14 protein-coding genes and 1 tRNA gene are annotated in these 16,457 nt (G+C 64.9%); 11 read left to right on the forward strand and 4 right to left on the reverse strand.

Annotated elements, in window-relative coordinates; genetic code table 11:
- Window positions 1–24: 24 nt before the first annotated feature.
- Window positions 25–1,431, forward strand: coding sequence for a 30S ribosomal protein S12 methylthiotransferase RimO (gene rimO, locus QTH90_RS01220; RefSeq protein WP_286662721.1), 1,407 nt, complete (start codon window positions 25–27; stop codon window positions 1,429–1,431).
- A gap of 87 nt (window positions 1,432–1,518) precedes the next feature.
- Here the strand turns inward: rimO and QTH90_RS01225 are convergent.
- Window positions 1,519–1,603, reverse strand: a tRNA-Leu gene (locus QTH90_RS01225).
- Window positions 1,604–1,687: 84 nt separating this feature from the next.
- Between QTH90_RS01225 and rnr the strand changes: the two genes are divergently transcribed.
- Both rnr and QTH90_RS01235 read left to right on the forward strand, forming a co-directional pair.
- Window positions 1,688–3,940 carry a ribonuclease R gene (gene rnr, locus QTH90_RS01230; RefSeq protein WP_286662722.1) on the forward strand — a complete coding sequence of 751 codons (2,253 nt, stop codon included), beginning with the start codon at window positions 1,688–1,690 and terminating at the stop codon, window positions 3,938–3,940.
- A gap of 15 nt (window positions 3,941–3,955) precedes the next feature.
- Window positions 3,956–4,717 (forward strand): SDR family oxidoreductase, encoded by a 762-nt coding sequence (locus QTH90_RS01235; RefSeq protein WP_286662723.1) that lies wholly within the window; start codon window positions 3,956–3,958, stop codon window positions 4,715–4,717.
- 16 nt (window positions 4,718–4,733) lie between these two features.
- Here QTH90_RS01235 and QTH90_RS01240 read toward each other — a convergent pair whose 3' ends face one another.
- From QTH90_RS01240 to QTH90_RS01250, 3 genes are read right to left on the reverse strand one after another with little or no spacing between them, the layout of a single operon-like run.
- On the reverse strand, window positions 4,734–6,209 hold the full coding sequence (locus tag QTH90_RS01240) for an NAD(P)H-hydrate dehydratase (protein WP_286662724.1): 1,476 nt from the start codon (window positions 6,207–6,209) through the stop codon (window positions 4,734–4,736).
- Between the two features lie 20 nt (window positions 6,210–6,229).
- Entirely contained in the window at window positions 6,230–7,486 is a 1,257-nt protein-coding gene (locus QTH90_RS01245) for a D-amino acid dehydrogenase (RefSeq protein ID WP_286662725.1), read from the reverse strand.
- A 52-nt stretch (window positions 7,487–7,538) separates the two neighbouring features.
- A complete protein-coding gene (locus QTH90_RS01250; protein ID WP_286662726.1) occupies window positions 7,539–8,867 on the reverse strand; it encodes an amidase in 1,329 nt (442 codons plus the stop codon).
- Window positions 8,868–9,070: 203 nt separating this feature from the next.
- Between QTH90_RS01250 and rpsB the strand changes: the two genes are divergently transcribed.
- From rpsB to rseP, 8 genes are all read left to right on the forward strand, one after another.
- Window positions 9,071–9,826 (forward strand): 30S ribosomal protein S2, encoded by a 756-nt coding sequence (gene rpsB, locus QTH90_RS01255; RefSeq protein WP_286662727.1) that lies wholly within the window; start codon window positions 9,071–9,073, stop codon window positions 9,824–9,826.
- A gap of 112 nt (window positions 9,827–9,938) precedes the next feature.
- Window positions 9,939–10,862, forward strand: coding sequence for a translation elongation factor Ts (gene tsf / locus QTH90_RS01260; RefSeq protein ID WP_286662728.1), 924 nt, complete (start codon window positions 9,939–9,941; stop codon window positions 10,860–10,862).
- 94 nt (window positions 10,863–10,956) lie between these two features.
- Window positions 10,957–11,679, forward strand: coding sequence for a UMP kinase (gene pyrH / locus QTH90_RS01265; RefSeq protein WP_286662729.1), 723 nt, complete (start codon window positions 10,957–10,959; stop codon window positions 11,677–11,679).
- A 35-nt stretch (window positions 11,680–11,714) separates the two neighbouring features.
- Window positions 11,715–12,278, forward strand: coding sequence for a ribosome recycling factor (frr, locus tag QTH90_RS01270; protein WP_286662730.1), 564 nt, complete (start codon window positions 11,715–11,717; stop codon window positions 12,276–12,278).
- Window position 12,279: 1 nt separating this feature from the next.
- Window positions 12,280–13,014 carry a polyprenyl diphosphate synthase gene (gene uppS, locus QTH90_RS01275; protein ID WP_286662731.1) on the forward strand — a complete coding sequence of 245 codons (735 nt, stop codon included), beginning with the start codon at window positions 12,280–12,282 and terminating at the stop codon, window positions 13,012–13,014.
- 4 nt (window positions 13,015–13,018) lie between these two features.
- A complete protein-coding gene (locus QTH90_RS01280; RefSeq protein ID WP_286662732.1) occupies window positions 13,019–13,864 on the forward strand; it encodes a phosphatidate cytidylyltransferase in 846 nt (281 codons plus the stop codon).
- Window positions 13,861–15,048: a 1-deoxy-D-xylulose-5-phosphate reductoisomerase gene (gene ispC / locus QTH90_RS01285; RefSeq protein ID WP_286662733.1), complete on the forward strand. Its 1,188-nt coding sequence runs from the start codon at window positions 13,861–13,863 to the stop codon at window positions 15,046–15,048. The genes QTH90_RS01280 and ispC overlap by 4 nt, the downstream gene beginning before the upstream one ends.
- Before the next feature lie 24 nt (window positions 15,049–15,072).
- Complete coding sequence (rseP, locus tag QTH90_RS01290; RefSeq protein WP_286662734.1) at window positions 15,073–16,443, forward strand: RIP metalloprotease RseP; 1,371 nt, start codon at window positions 15,073–15,075, stop codon at window positions 16,441–16,443.
- The last annotated feature ends 14 nt before the right edge of the window (window positions 16,444–16,457 follow it).

Here is a 16,457-nt window from a genome sequence, read left to right on the forward strand (position 1 = left end):
CGATAGCTGGGACAATAGGGGGATATGAGCGAAGTTGCCTCCCCCGAACGAATTGCCGCGCCGGCAGCCCCCAAAGTCGGCTTTGTGAGCCTGGGCTGTCCCAAGGCATTGACCGATTCCGAACTGATCCTGACCCAACTGAGTGCCGAGGGCTACGAAACCTCCAAGACTTTCGAGGGTGCCGACCTCGTGATCGTGAACACCTGCGGCTTCATTGACGATGCCGTCAAGGAAAGCCTCGATACGATCGGCGAAGCCCTCGCGGGCAATGGCCGCGTGATCGTGACCGGCTGCCTCGGCGCCAAGACGGGCGAGGAGGGGGGTAATCTGGTCCGCCAGATGCACCCCAGCGTGCTCGCCGTCACCGGGCCGCATGCGACGCAGGAAGTGATGGACGCGGTCCATGCGAATCTGCCGAAACCGCACGATCCCTTCATCGACCTGGTGCCGCAGGCCTTCGGCATTGCCGGCCTGAAGCTCACGCCGCGCCACTACGCCTATTTGAAGATCAGCGAGGGCTGCAATCACCGTTGCACCTTCTGCATCATCCCGTCGATGCGCGGTGACCTCGTGTCGCGTCCGGTCGGCGATGTGCTGTCGGAAGCCAAGGCGCTGTTCGAAGGCGGCGTGAAGGAACTGCTGGTGATCAGCCAGGATACTTCCGCCTACGGGGTGGACGTGAAGTACCGCACAGGCTTCTGGGACGGCAAGCCGGTCAAGACGCGGATGCTCGAACTCGTGCGTACGCTGGGCGAGATCGCCGAACCCTACGGCGCCTGGGTGCGGTTGCACTACGTGTATCCCTATCCGAGCGTCGACGAAGTCATCCCGCTGATGGCCAGCGGCCAGGTGCTGCCTTATCTCGACGTGCCGCTGCAGCACAGCCACCCCGATGTGCTCCGGCGCATGAAGAGGCCTGCGAGCGGCCAGAAGAACCTGGAGCGCATCGCGCGCTGGCGCGAGGTGTGCCCGGAACTCGTGATCCGAAGCACCTTCATCGCCGGCTTTCCCGGTGAGACGGAGGAAGAGTTCGAGCACCTGCTTGACTTCATCCGCGAGGCGGAAATCGATCGTGCAGGCTGTTTTGCCTACAGCCCGGTCCAGGGCGCGGCCGCGAACGACATTCCTGGCATGCTGCCCGAGGCCGAGCGGGAGGCCCGGCGCGCGCGCTTCATGGAAGTCGCGGAGGCCGTGTCGATCGCGAAGCTGCGCAAGCGCATCGGCGCGACGATGCAGGTGCTGGTGGATTCGGCGCCCGGCATGGGGCGCAAGGGAGGCGTGGGTCGCACTTACGCCGACGCTCCGGAGATCGACGGCATCGTTCGTCTGCTGCCGCCCGAAAAGATCAGCAAGACGCTGAAGGTCGGCGAGTTCACGCGTGCTCGCATCGTGGGTGCAGAGGGACACGACCTGATCGCCTTGCCCATCTGATGCCGTCGACAAATCAGACGGCCAAGAAAAAAGCCACCGGAGACCGGTGGCTTGAATCGAAAGACCCTGGAAGGGTGTATATAAACTTGGTGCCCAGAAGAGGACTCGAACCTCCACGATGTTACTCGCTAGTACCTGAAACTAGTGCGTCTACCAATTCCGCCATCTGGGCCCACATACCTGCCGAAGCAGTTATGTTTTGAATTTCAGGAAAGAAAGAGATCATATCATCAAAAACATAGGCCATACCAGCGGCTTGCTGGATGAAGTTGAAGGCACGGTCCAAGGACATCGCGACGGACACGGTTTCGTGCAGCGGGACGACGGTGAAGCCGACATCTATTTACCCCCCAACGAGATGCGCGCGGTGCTGCACAAGGACCGCGTCAAGGCGCGCGTGGTGCGCCAGGACCGACGTGGTCGTCCTGAGGGCCGCGTGGTCGAGATCGTCGAGCGACCCGAGCAGCCCATCATTGGCCGGCTGCTGCACGAAGGCGGCGTCTGGCTTGTGGCGCCCGAGGACAAGCGCTATGGACAGGATGTCCTGATTCCCAAGGGTGCGACCGGCACCGCGAAGGTGGGCCAGGTCGTGGTCGTGCAGTTGACCGAGCCTCCCGCACTGTTCGGCCAGCCGGTCGGACGCGTGACGGAAGTGCTCGGCGAGATCGACGATCCCGGCATGGAGATCGAGATCGCGGTGCGCAAGTACGGTGTGCCGCACGAGTTCTCCGAGGCATGCCTTGCCGAAGCGAAGGCGCTGCCGGACAAGGTGCGCCCTGCCGACAAGAAGGGCCGCATCGACCTGACCGACATTCCGTTGGTGACCATCGACGGCGAAGACGCACGCGACTTCGACGATGCCGTGTACTGCGAGCCTGCCAAGGTCGGTCGCGGCAAGGGCTGGCGGCTGCTGGTCGCGATTGCCGACGTCAGCGCCTATGTGCAGACCGGCTCCGCGATCGACATCGATGCCTACGACCGCGCGACCAGCGTGTACTTCCCGCGTCGCGTGATTCCGATGCTGCCGGAAAAGCTGTCGAACGGCTTGTGCTCGCTCAATCCCGAGGTCGAACGCCTGTGCATGGTGTGCGACATGCTGGTGGCTGCAGATGGCGAGATCTACGCCTACCAGTTCTATCCCGCGGTGATGCGGAGCCACGCGCGCTTCACGTACACCGAGGTGGCCGCCATCCTCGGCAACACGCGCGGGCCTGAGGCGCTGAAGCGCAAGGAGCGCGTGAAGGACCTGTTGAACCTGGCCGATGTCTATCGTGCGCTGCTCAAGCAGCGGTCGAAGCGCGGTGCGGTCGACTTCGAGACCACCGAGACGCAGATCATCTGCGACGATGCCGGGCGCATCGAGAAGATCGTGCCGCGCACCCGCAATGAAGCGCACCGCCTGATCGAGGAAGCGATGTTGGCAGCCAATGTCTGCAGCGCCGATTTCATCGCAGAGGGCAAGCATCCGGGCCTGTACCGCGTGCACGAAGGCCCGACGCCCGAGAAGAAGGAGATCCTGCGCGGCTATCTCAAGGCCATGGGCGTGGGCCTCTCGATCACGGACGACCCCAAGCCTGGGGAGTTCCAGGCCATTGCCGACGCGACCAAGGAGCGTCCGGATGCGCAGCAGATCCACACCATGCTGCTGCGCTCGATGCAGCAGGCGATCTACACGCCCATCAACAGCGGCCACTTCGGACTTGCGTACGAGGCCTACACCCATTTCACGAGCCCGATCAGGCGCTATCCCGACCTGCTCGTGCATCGCGTGATCAAGGCCATCCTGGGCAGGACCAAGTACCAGCTGCCGATGCTGCCGACACCCGGCGAGGCGCATGCCAAGCTGGCGAAGCGGCTCGCTTCGCGCGTCAAGTCGCCCACGTCCAAGCCGCAAAAGGCCACCGTTGCGCCGAGCAAGGAAGTGCTGGCATGGGAAGCCGCCGGCCTGCATTGCAGCGCCAACGAGCGGCGCGCCGACGAGGCCAGCCGCGACGTCGAGGCATGGCTCAAGTGCAAGTACATGCGCGAGCATCTCGGCGAGGAGTACGGCGGTGTGGTCACAGCGGCCACCACCTTCGGTATCTTCGTCACGCTCGACGCGATGTACGTCGAAGGACTGGTTCACATCACCGAACTCGGGGGCGAGTACTTCAAGTTCGACGAGCAGCGCCAGGAACTGCGCGGCGAGCGCACCGGCATTCGCTATGCCATCGGAACACGTGTGCGCGTGCAGGTGAGCCGCGTCGACCTGGACGGCCGCAAGATCGATTTCCGCCTGGTGCGCGAAGGCGAGGAATTGAGCACGCGGGCCATGAAGGACAAGGGCGCTGCACCGACCGGCGTACCTGCGAAGGCCTCGGCCAAGCGCAGCGCGCGAAACAAGCCCGAGGCCGCGGTCGAGCGGCCCGATCGTGCTGCTGCGGGCGCGCCACAATCGGCGATGCAGGCCTTCAGGACAGCGGTCAAGAAGGCTGCGAACAAGATGAAGGGGCGCAAGCCGCGCCGTTGATCAAAGGAGATACGAATGAGCGTTGAGAAGAAGGGTCGCATCGCGATCGTCACGGGCGCGGGCACCGGTATTGGCCGTTCTGCCGCGCTGGCGTTGCTCGGCGATGGCTGGAGCGTTGTGCTGGCGGGCCGCCGCCTGGAGCCGTTGGAGCAGGTGGCAGAGGAATCGGGCGCTGGCGCGCGCGCCTTCGCGGTGCCGACCGATGTCGCCAATCCGGAGTCCGTGCAGGCGCTGTTCGCTGCGGCGGTCGAGCGCTTCGGTCGCGTGGACCTGCTCTTCAACAACGCCGGCGTGGGCAACCCGCCCGGGCCGTTCGAGGATTGGACGCCCGAGCAGTGGCGCGGCGTCGTCGACATCAACCTGAGCGGCATGTTCTATTGCATCCAGCAGGCATTTCGCACGATGAAGGCGCAAACGCCGCAGGGCGGTCGCATCATCAATAACGGATCGATTTCCGCGACCGCTCCGCGACCCAACTCGATCGCCTACACGTCGACCAAGCATGCGGTCGAGGGGCTCACCAAGACGGCGTCGCTGGATGGGCGCAAGCACGACATCGCAGTGGGTCAGATCGATGTCGGCAATGCGCTGACGGAACTCGCCGCGCGCATGGCCAAGGGCGTGCCGCAGGCCAACGGCGAAATCGCGATCGAGCCGGTGATGGATGTGTCCATCGTCGGCCAGTCGGTGCTCTACATGGCCAACTTGCCGCTGGAGGCGAATGTGCTCTTCCACACGGTGATGGCCACCAAGATGCCCTTCGTCGGTCGCGGGTAGAGGGCGCTCTGCGGCGTCAGGGCGCGGCGGGCAGGCCGCGAGCCAGTGCGCTCGCCGTCAGGGGGATATGGGTCGGCCAGCGATCGGCCAGATCTCCGTGTCGCCAGACGGCTTCGCACGCGGCGCTCATCGCCGGGCGACCTGCGGCCAATGTTGCGCCCACCATGCCGGCGAGGACGTCGCCGGTGCCCGCGGTCGCCAGGCGCGCATTGCCGCTGGAATTGATCACCGGAACTTCGCCTGCATTGGCGATGACCGTGCCGGAGCCCTTGAGCACCACCACGGCGCCATAGCGCTCGGCAAGGCGGCTCGCCGCGCCAAGCCGATCGCTTTGTACCTCCCGGGTGGTAGCGCCCAACAAGCGAGCTGCTTCCAGCGGATGCGGCGTCAGCACGGTGGATCGTCCGGTTTGGGATCGGGTTTTCAGGAGGCCCTGCAGGGTGCTGTCGCCGGCAATGGCGTTCAGCGCATCCGCATCGAGCACCAGTGCGTGAGCCGTTTCCAACACCAGCGGGAGCGCTTCGAGCACTGCCGAACCACCGCCACAGCCGCAAACGACCGTCATCGCACCGAGATCCAGTGTCTCGCGGCGTCGGAACATCAGTTCCGGTTGAACGAGGTCGAGCGGCGCAATGTCCGTGTCCAGAGGCGCAGCAAACACACGCCCCGCGCCTGCGTTCAGGGCGGCCGAAGCGGCCAGCAAGGCGGCGCCTGCCATTCCGGGCGCACCGCCGATCACGGCGACATCGCCATAGCTCCCCTTGTGCGATGCCTGCCACCGGGCGGGCGCCGGCGAGGCGCCATGCAACCGGGCCACGGGCGCTTCGTTGCCCGCGGCAACGCCAAGGTCGTCGAACCATACGTCGCCCGCGGCATCACGGCCCTGTGCGGTGAAGAGGCCGGGCTTGAGGGTCAGCAGGCTGACGCATACGCGTCGCGAGACGTTGCTGCTGGGCTGAAGCGTCGCAAGGAAGTCTGCCGAGAGCGTGCCGGTATCTGCATTCAGCCCCGATGGCGTATCGACGCTCAACACGGGTGCGCGAGAGGCGTGCATCCGCTGCAGCCAGTCCAACATCTGACCGCTGGGCGGCCGCGTGCTGCCAATCCCCAGGAGTGCATCGATGGCGAGATCGGGATGTTCCGGCGGCGCGTCCGAAAACTGCACGCCGGCTTCTCGCGCTTTCTGCAGCGACGCGCGCGCGTCTTCCGGCAGGCGACTGTCATCGCCGATGCGCGTGACGACCGTCGCGAAGCCCCGACGCTGGAGTTGTGCCGCCGCTTCGAACCCGTCACCGCCGTTGTTGCCGGGCCCGCAGGCCACCCAGATCGTGCGCGCATGGGGCGCCGTCGCCATCGCCAGCCGTGCCACCGCGAGACCTGCGCGCTGCATCAGCGTGTGAGGCGCCAGGGTGGCCGCCGCCGCTTGCTCCATCCGGCGTGTGGCCGCGATGTCGAACAAGGGCGCGGCGCTGGCGGATGTGATGCGTTGCATGGAATTTGACGCTTGGGGCGTCAGTGTTGCAGCAATCGCTCGATGCCGAGCCCTTCGAGATCGATGCCGGCGTCACGCCCGCCCATGAGATCTGCCAGGACGCGTGCGCTTCCGCAGGACAACGCCCAGCCGCTGGAGCCGTGGCCGAGATTCAGCCAGACACCTGGAATGCCGCTCGGCCCGATGATCGGTGGGCCGTCCGGCATCATCGGGCGCGCACCCTTCCATTGCTGGACGCCGGCTTGCAGGGTGACTGCGCCTGGGAACCAGTCTTGCAACACCTTGTACAGCGTCTTGAGCGACGCGGGATTCAACGTTCCCGGCGAGCCACCCAGTTCGGCGCTGCCCGCCACCCGCACGCGCAGGCCCAGCCTGGAGATCGCGACCTTGTACCGTTCGTCCATCACCGCGCTGCGCGGCGCGTTGAGCGGTTCGCGGATGCTCGCGCTGATCGAATGGCCGTAGACCGGTGCCAGGGGAATGTGCAGGCCCAGGGGCCGGAGCAATCGGGCGGACGCAACCCCCGCGCACACCACGACCGCATCGAAGCGGTGGCCCTCGGAGCCGCTCGCCAGCGACAGTTCGGTCGGCGCGGCGCGGCTCAGCGGTGCCAGGTCGCAGTTGAAATGAAACTGCGCACCCAGGGCCTCGGCTTCCCACTTGAGCAGCAGGGCGAACTGCCTGCAATTCGCAACTTCGTCGTCGGGCAGATGAATGGCACCGGCGAGGGGCGTGTCCGTGCTGAGCGCCGGCTCGATCTTTCGCGCTTCGTCGGCATCGACTTCACGGAAGGTGCTCCCGGCCTGACGCAGGACATCGAGACCAGCCTGAACCAGCTTCTTCTCGCGTTTGGAGCGCAGCAGCACGAGGTAGCCGTCGCTGCGCTCGTAATCGAGATCGCAAGCCTCGGTGATCGTGTGCAGTCGGGTGCGGCTGTAGAAGGCCAGGCGCTGCATGCGCGCGCGATTGGCCAGATAGGTTTCGAGCTTGCAGGCGCGTTGCCAGCGTGCCATCCATCCGACGTCACGGGCGGACAGCGGCCAGCGCAGCTTGATGGCCCCGTGAGTGGACAGCAACGAACGCAGCACCTTGCCACGCATGCCAGGGCCGGCCCACGGCGTCACGTAGCCGGGCGCAACGACACCGGCGTTGGCAAAACTCGATTCTTCGGCGGCAGCGCCGCGGCGCTCGAAAACGACGACCTCGTGGCCATCGGACGCCAACTCCCATGCAGTGGTGACGCCGATGATTCCGGCTCCCACGATCGCGATTTTCATTCGTTTCTTTGCGGTGAAATTTATTCTTCGGCGCCTCCGTGGCGCCCGGCAATCATCGCTCCTGCAGAGCGTGCTCGGCCTGCAGCGCGACGGCTAGTACCGCGTCGTCGTGCAGTGCAGCATGCCAGAGCATGAGGCCAACGGGCAGTTCGCCCGCAACCTGGCACGGGATCGAGATGGCGCAGCCGTCGAGCATGTTGACGACGGAGGGATTGCGCAGCAACAGCGCATTGACGCGGAAGAATTCGGCGTCGCGCTCCTCGCCGGGCGCAACGCTCGCGATCGTCGGTGCGGTGATCGGCACCGTGGGCGACAGCACCGCGTCGAACGGGGCGAGCGAGCGCTCCATGCGCGCGATCCAGCCGCGGCGGGCATTGCCGAGCTCGATGTATTCGTGCGCCTTCATGGTCGCGCCCTTGAGGATGCGTTGCGCGACGCGCGGGTCGTAGCCGGCGCCGCTGCGCTCCATCAGCAGGCGATGCCAGGCGTAGGCCTCGGCGGCCGAAAAACCCCCGGTCGAGTTGATCGAAGGCAGGTCGGCAAGCTCCGAGAGGCCGATTTCCTCGACGCGGGCGCCGGCGCTGCGCAGTTTCGTCAGGGTTCGCTCGAAGGCCTTTGCGACGACGGGGTCGAGTTCATCCAGGAAGAGGTCCTTGACGACCGCGAGGCGGTAGGCCGCCAATGGCGCTGAGCCGGCCGTGACCCGGCGGGCGGCGAGGATTTCATGCGCCGTGATCGCATCGCGTACTGACCGCGTCATGGCGCAGACGGTGTCGAGGGTGGTGGACAGCGGGACGGCGCCCTCCGTCGGTACCAGTCGCGCCGTGTTCTTGAAGCCGACGATGCCGTTCAGGGCCGCAGGGATGCGGATCGAGCCGCCGGTGTCCGACCCGAGCCCGATGAATGCCGCGCCGGTCGCCACCGACACCGCGGCGCCCGAGGAGGATCCGCCAGGAATGCGGGGCGTGGCCGGGTCGTTCGGGTTTGCCGGCGTTCCGTGATGCGGATTCACGCCCACGCCCGAAAAGGCGAACTCCGTCATGTTGGTGCGGCCGAGCAGGGCGCCGCCCGCCGCGCGCAACCGGGCGACCGCCGCCGCGTCCGCCTTGGCGGCCGGCGCATGGGCCAGCACCACGGAGCCCGCGGGCGTTGGCTGGCCGGCGACATCGAACAGATCCTTGACCGAAAAGGCCAGACCGGCCAGCGGCTGCCGGGGATCTGCGGCGGCAGCGGCATGACGGGCTTCGTCGAACAGCTTTCGCGTGAAGACCTGATCGCATGCAGCCGATTCGGCAACCGCAATGGCCTGCTCCATTTTGGTGCGCGCGTCGGAACTGCCGGCCAGCAGGGCGAGGCGGGTGGCGTGCAAGTCTGGGCGCATGGTCTGGTGCTGGGAAATGTGGGGGGAGGGGAGGGTGGTGCGTGCTATACTCTTTGGGTTTCGCCCCGGGTACTTTCCCGCTGCGAGACGCATCCGCAAACCAGCCCATTCAAGGTGTTGTGATCTCCATTCCATCGAAGAAATTCGAATGAATGGCACACAAAACGGGCTGGATTTTAGACCCAACCTTTGGAGTTATTCCTATGTCGACCACCATGCGCGAAATGCTGGAAGCCGGTGTCCACTTTGGTCACCAAACCCGCTTCTGGAACCCCAAGATGGCCCCGTTCATCTTCGGCCATCGCAACAAGATTCACATCATCAACCTGGAAAAGTCGCTTCCGATGTTCCAGGACGCGATGAAGTACGCCAAGCAGCTCACCGCCAACCGCGGCACGATCCTGATGGTCGGCACCAAGCGCCAGGCCCGCGAAATCGTCGCGGCTGAAGCCCGTCGTGCTGGCGTTCCCTACGTTGACACCCGTTGGCTCGGCGGCATGCTGACCAACTTCAAGACCGTCAAGACCTCGATCAAGCGCCTGAAGGACATGAAGGCCCAGCTCGAAGCCGGCCTCGACAGCCTGAGCAAGAAAGAACAGCTCACCTTCACGCGCGAAATCGAGAAGCTCGAGAAGGACATCGGCGGCATCCAGGACATGACCGCGCTGCCCGATGCCATCTTCGTGATCGACGTGGGCTTCCACAAGATCGCCGTTGCCGAAGCCAAGAAGCTGGGCATCCCGCTGATTGGTGTGGTGGACTCCAACCACTCGCCCGAAGGCATCGACTACGTGATCCCTGGCAACGACGACTCGTCCAAGGCTGTCACGTTGTACGCCCGCGGCATCGCCGACGCGATCATCGAAGGCCGTTCCAGCGCTGTCAGCGACGTGGTGAAGGCCGTGTCCGAAGGCAATTCCGATGAGTTCGTCGAGGTCGAAGAGGGCGCTTCCGCCTGATTTGCGCTCGCACGAGCCTGAAGAAGGGGCTTTGTTGCCCCTTTTTTTTAATCTGATTTTCGTGGCGCCCGGTGCGGGTCGCCACAACTGACAAACCGAACGGAGAACACACATGGCAACAATCACCGCAAGCATGGTCGGCGAACTGCGCGCAAAGACCGACGCCCCGATGATGGAATGCAAGAAGGCCCTGACCGAAGCCGACGGCAACATGGACAAGGCCGAAGAGCTCCTGCGCATCAAGCTGGGCAACAAGGCTGGCAAGGCTTCCGGTCGCATCACGGCCGAAGGCGTGGTCACGGCGTTCGTCGACGGCGATGCCGGCGCGATGATCGAGATCAACTGTGAAACCGACTTCGTCACCAAGAACGACAGCTTCCTTGCAATGGCGAACGCTGCCGCCATGCTGGTCGCCAAGCACAACCCCGCCGACCTCGCCGCGCTGGGCGCGCTGGCGTATGAGCAGGACGGCTTCGGCCCCACGCTCGAAGACGTGCGCAAGGGTCTGATCGGCAAGATCGGCGAAAACATGAGCTTCCGCCGCTTCAAGCGCTTCGCCGGCAACGGCAAGCTGGCCTCGTACCTGCACGGCACGCGCATCGGCGTGATGGTCGAATTCGAAGGCGACGACGCCTCGGCCAAGGACGTCGCCATGCACATCGCCGCCATGAAGCCGGTCGCTATCTCCAGCGCTGACGTTCCCGCCGACCTGATCGAGAAGGAACGTGCGGTCGCAGCCGGCAAGGCCGAGGAAGACCGCAAGACGGCCGAAGCCGAAGGCAAGAAGCCGCAGCCTGCCGACATCGTTGCCAAGCGCATCGAAGGCGGCGTGCAGAAGTACCTGAAGGAAGTGTCGCTGCACAACCAGGCTTTCGTGAAGAACGACAAGCAGACCGTGGAGCAGATGCTCAAGGCGGCCAACACGTCCATCAAGGGCTTCACGCTCTACGTGGTGGGCGAAGGCATCGAAAAGAAGGTTGACGACTTCGCGGCCGAAGTGGCTGCGCAGGTCGCCGCCGCCAAGGCTGCGGCGTAAGTCACGCCGCCCGGATCGGCGGCGCATGGTGCGCTGCCGATCCTTACTGTCACGTTTTACACTCGCCCCGCCAACCCCTCCAAAGGAACGATCCATGCATGAAGCCCGCCCAGCCCACAAGCGAATCTTGTTGAAGCTGTCGGGTGAGGCATTGATGGGGGACGATGCTTTCGGCATCAATCGCGCGACCATCGTTCGCATGGTCGGCGAGGTGGCGGAAGTGGTGAACATGGGCGTCGAGGTGGCCGTCGTGATCGGCGGCGGCAATATCTTTCGCGGTGTCGCGGGAGGCTCCGTGGGCATGGACCGCGCCACTGCCGACTACATGGGCATGCTGGCGACCGTCATGAATGCACTCGCCTTGGCCGACGCGATGAACAAGCAAGGCCTGATCGCCCGCGTGATGTCGGCCATCGCCATCGAACAGGTGGTCGAGCCCTATGTGCGTCCCAAGGCCCTCCAGTACCTGGAGGAAGGCAAGGTTGTGATTTTTGCCGCCGGCACCGGCAATCCGTTCTTCACGACGGATACGGCCGCCGCGCTGCGTGGCGCCGAGATCGGCGCCGAACTCGTGCTCAAGGCGACGAAGGTCGATGGCGTCTATACCGCGGATCCCAAGAAGGATCTGAGCGCCACCCGTTACGCCCGGCTGAGCTTCGACGAAGCCATTGCACAGAATCTTGGCATCATGGACGCCACCGCCTTTGCGCTGTGCCGCGACCAGAATCTGCCCATCAAGGTGTTCTCGATCTTCAAGAATGGCGCGCTCAAGCGCGTCGTGATGGGCGAGGACGAAGGCACGCTGGTGCACGCCTGAAAGAATCATCGTCCGGGATCCAAGGAATCGTAGAGATGACCACCATTGCAGATATCCGCAACGCAACCGACGCGAAGATGAACCAATCGCTCGCTGCGTTCCAGAACAACCTCACCAAGATCCGTACGGGTCGCGCCAATCCGGCGCTGCTGGATTCGATCCACGTCGACTATTACGGCTCTTCGGTTCCGCTCTCGCAAGTCGCGAATGTCGCGCTGCTCGACTCGCGCACCATCAGCGTTCAGCCCTGGGAAAAGGGCATGGGCGCCAAGATCGAAAAGGCGATCCGCGAAAGCGACCTCGGGCTGAACCCCGCGTCGATGGGCGACCTGATCCGTGTGCCGCTGCCGCCGATGAGCGAAGAGCGCCGCAAGGAAATGACCAAGCTCGTTCGCAATGAAGGCGAGAGCGCCAAGATCGCGACGCGCAACCTCCGCCGCGATGCCAACGACGCGATCAAGAAACTGGTCAAGGACAAGCTCGCTTCCGAGGACGATCAAAAGCGTGCCGAAGCCGAGATCCAGAAGGTGACCGATCGCCACATCGCCGAGATCGATCGGCTCGTGGCGGCCAAGGAAGCCGAGATCATGGCGGTTTGACGTGAAGCCCGCGCGTGTCATCCCCCATCACATTGCCATCGTCATGGATGGCAATGGACGGTGGGCCACGCGCCGCTTCCTGCCTCGCGTCGCGGGGCACAAGCAGGGCGTCGAGTCCCTGCGGCGTTGCGTCAAGGCCTGCGTGGCCCGAGGCGTCGGCGTCCTGACGGTGTTTGCTTTTTCGTCCGAGAACTGGAATCGACCCGTCGAGGAAGTTTCGGGGTTGATGGACCTGATGGTCGGAGCGCTCGGAAGGGAAGTGCCGAAGTTGAGCCATGACGGCGTGCGGTTGCATTTCGTCGGGGAGCGCGGCGGGTTGTCCGAAAAGATCATCGCAGGCCTAGTCCAGGCCGAGGCCGCGACGGCGCACAACAGCCGCCTCGTGCTGAACGTCTGCTTCAACTATGGCGGCCGATGGGATATCGCCAGGGCTGCAGCACAGATCGTTGCGCGTGGCGAGGCGCTCACCGAGGCCAATCTCGATGCGGCCATGGCCCTGTCGCACGTGCCCGATCCCGACCTGTTCATCCGCACCGGCGGGGAGCAGCGGCTCTCCAATTTCCTTCTCTGGCAGAGCGCCTACGCCGAGTTGTACTTCAGTGATCGCCTGTGGCCTGAGTTCGACGAGGCCGCGCTGGACGATGCGATTGCCGCCTTTCAGCTCCGCGAGCGCCGGTTTGGCCAGACTTCCGCGCAGCTCGGCGCCAGCGCGCAGCCCGATCAGCAAGTAGCCTGAGCGCATGCTCAAACAACGAATCATCACTGCGGTCGTCTTGCTGGCGATCCTGCTGCCCGCGCTCTTCTATCCTTCGTACGTGCCTTTCGCCTGGGTCATGCTGGCGCTGATCGGCGCCGCAGCCTGGGAATGGGGGCGCCTGAACGACTACGGTCCGCGCCTGTCGCTGTTTCTCGGCGCCGAAATGATCCTGCTTTGCGGGCTGACCTGGTGGTTGGGCCTGCTCCAGGTGCCGTTGCTGGCCGTCTGGATTGTCGCCAGTGCCGCATGGGTTCTGGGGGGCGCCGCGCTGCTGCGCGTCGCCGTGCCCGGCTGGCCGCGCGTGCCCAAGGGCCTGCGTCTGGTCGGCGGCTTGCTGGCTTTGTGGGTGGCCTGGCTGGCTGCGGTGCAGGCACGCATGGTGGGGATCAATTTCCTGCTGTCGATTCTGGTTCTCGTGTGGGTTGCCGACGTTTTCGCGTATTTCACCGGTCGGGCCTTCGGCCTCAGGTTCACCCGGAACAAGCTCGCGCCCACCATCAGTCCCGGCAAGAGCTGGGAAGGCGTCTGGGGCGGCATGGCCGGCGTGATCGTTCTGGCGCTCGCATGGGTCTGGGCCGATTCGGCAGCGCAGGCTTCCGATCCCAGCCTCTACACGCGACTGACCGAGCGCGGCTGGTGGCTGCTGCTGATCAGCGTGGTGTTTCTCTCGGCCATGAGCGTGGTCGGCGATCTGGTCGAATCCCTGATCAAGCGCAGCGCGGGCGCCAAGGACAGCAGCGGCCTGTTGCCCGGTCATGGCGGCGTACTCGACCGAATTGACGCGCTCCTTCCCACGCTGCCTATTGCAATGATGTTGGCATTTCTGTGAACGCTCCCAAACAACGCATCACGGTGCTCGGCTCGACAGGATCCGTCGGCGTCAGCACGCTCGACGTGATCGCGAGACATCCCGAGCGCTTCGAGGTCTTCGCCTTGTCGGCCGCGACGAAGGTCGACGACATGCTCGCCCAGTGCGCCCGTTTCTCGCCGAAGTTCGCGGTCATGGCCAGTGCCCCGCACGCCACGCTGCTGGCTGAAAAGCTGAAGCAGAACGGCCTGTCCACGCGGGTGCTGAGCGGCGAAGGGGCGATCGAATCCATCGCTTCGCACGAAGAGGCCGATGCGGTCATGGCCGCGATCGTCGGCGCGGCCGGACTGGGTCCTTGCCTCGCGGCAGCTCGCGCCGGCAAGCGCCTGCTGCTCGCCAACAAGGAAGCGTTGGTTGTTGGCGGGGAGCTGTTCATGCGCACCGTGCGCGAGGGCGGGGCGACCCTGCTGCCGATCGACAGCGAACACTCCGCCATCTTCCAGTCGTTGCCCGAAGACCCGGCGACCTGGTCGCGTCGCATCGACAAGATCATCCTGACTGCTTCCGGGGGGCCGTTTCGGACGCGCGCTCCGGAAACGCTGTCGACCGTCACGCCCGAGCAGGCCTGCGCCCATCCCAATTGGGTCATGGGCCGCAAGATCTCGGTGGATTCCGCGACGATGATGAACAAGGCCCTCGAAGTGATCGAGGCTCGCCATCTGTTCGGCGTCAGGCCGGAGCAGATCGAGGTCGTGATCCACCCGCAGAGCGTGGTGCATTCGATGGTGCAGTTCACCGATGCTTCGGTGATCGCGCAACTGGGCACGCCCGACATGAGAGTCCCCATCGCCGTGGGGCTCGCATGGCCCGAGCGCATCGACAGCGGTGCTGGCCGGCTCGATTTCCGCCAGATGGCCGCATTGACCTTCGATGCGCCGGACGCCGCGCTCTTCCCTGGCCTTGGCCTGGCCTGGCACGCGTTGCACGCAGCGCCGGGAACCACCGCGGTCCTGAATGCAGCGAATGAAGTCGCCGTCGAAGCCTTCCTGGATCGCCGGCTGCGCTTCGATCGAATTCATGCGGTCAACATGGAAACTTTGGAGGTTGTGCGTCCCTCCAATCCGGCATCGCTCGCGGACCTGCTTGCGCTGGATGCGAGCGCCCGTGCGGCCGCCAATGCGGCGGCGCTTCGCTTCGCAGCCTGACGCCCTCAACTTCCGGACCACCCGATGCTCACCGTCGTTGCCTTCATCGTTGCGCTCGGTTTGTTGATTGCCGTGCATGAATACGGCCACTACCGCGTTGCCGTGGCGTGCGGGGTGAAGGTTTTGCGCTTCTCGGTCGGCTTCGGCAAGACGCTCTATCGCTGGCAGCCGAAGCGCCAGCACCCGGGGCAAAACACCGAGTTCGTCATCGGTGCCTTCCCGCTCGGCGGCTACGTGAAGATGCTCGACGAGCGCGAAGGTCCGGTCGCGCCAGAAGAACGTCATCGCGCCTTCAATACGCAGCCCTTGCGTTCGCGCGCGGCCATCGTCGCGGCCGGCCCGATTGCGAACCTGCTGCTGGCGGTGCTGCTCTACACGGTCGTCAATTGGATCGGCGTGCAGGAGCCTGTCGCCAAGCTCGCGCGTCCGGTCGCAGCCTCCCTGGCTGAGCGTGCAGGCCTCACAGGCGGCGAACACATCACGCGTGCGGGGTTCGGCGGCGAACTGGAGCCGGTGGAATCTTTTGAAGATCTGCGCTGGCGCATGACGCGCGGCGCGCTCGATGGGCGCGACCTCACGCTGGAGATCGCAGGCGAGGGCGGTCGGCCCGCTCGGGAAGTCGTTCTGCCGCTGAGCCAGATCGAAGCCAAGGACGCCGATGCGCAGATGTTCCGGAAGATCGGGCTCATCACGCCGCTGACGCGTCCCGAGATCGGCGAGGTGATGCCTCAGGGCGCGGCGGAGCGTTCCGGCTTGCGCGCAGGCGACGTCGTTCGTTCGGTCGGTGCCACGGCGATCGTCGATGGCCAGCAATTGCGCGAAGTGATCCGCGCGTCGGTCGATGACGGGCAGCCGCTCACGCAGTCATGGCAAGTCGAGCGGGGCGGCCAGACCGTGGGTATCGAAGTCACGCCCGACGTGCGCGACGATGGCGCGGCCAAGGTCGGGCGCATCGGTGCCTACGTTGGCGCGCCGCCCGAGATGGTGCTGGTTCGACAAAGTGTCATCGAAGGCGCCTGGCGTGGCGTGGTCCGGACCTGGGAAGTGTCGGCGCTCACCGTGCGCATGATGGGCAAGATGTTGATCGGCGAGGCTTCGCTCAAGAACCTGAGCGGGCCCCTGACGATTGCCGACTACGCGGGCAAGTCCGCGAGCATGGGGATCACTCAATACCTGGTGTTCCTTGCACTCATCAGCGTGAGCCTCGGCGTGCTGAACCTCATGCCGCTGCCGGTCCTCGATGGAGGACACCTGATGTATTATCTTTGGGAGGGCCTGACTGGCAAGAGCGTCTCCGATGCATGGATGGAAAGGCTTCAGCGCGGCGGTGTCGCGCTATTGCTGGTCATGATGTCGATCGCACTCTTCAACGACGTCACGCGGCTCTTTGGTTAACTTTCTCCGGCCCC

The organism is Variovorax flavidus, from assembly GCF_030317145.1.
GTDB lineage: Bacteria > Pseudomonadota > Gammaproteobacteria > Burkholderiales > Burkholderiaceae_C > Variovorax > Variovorax flavidus.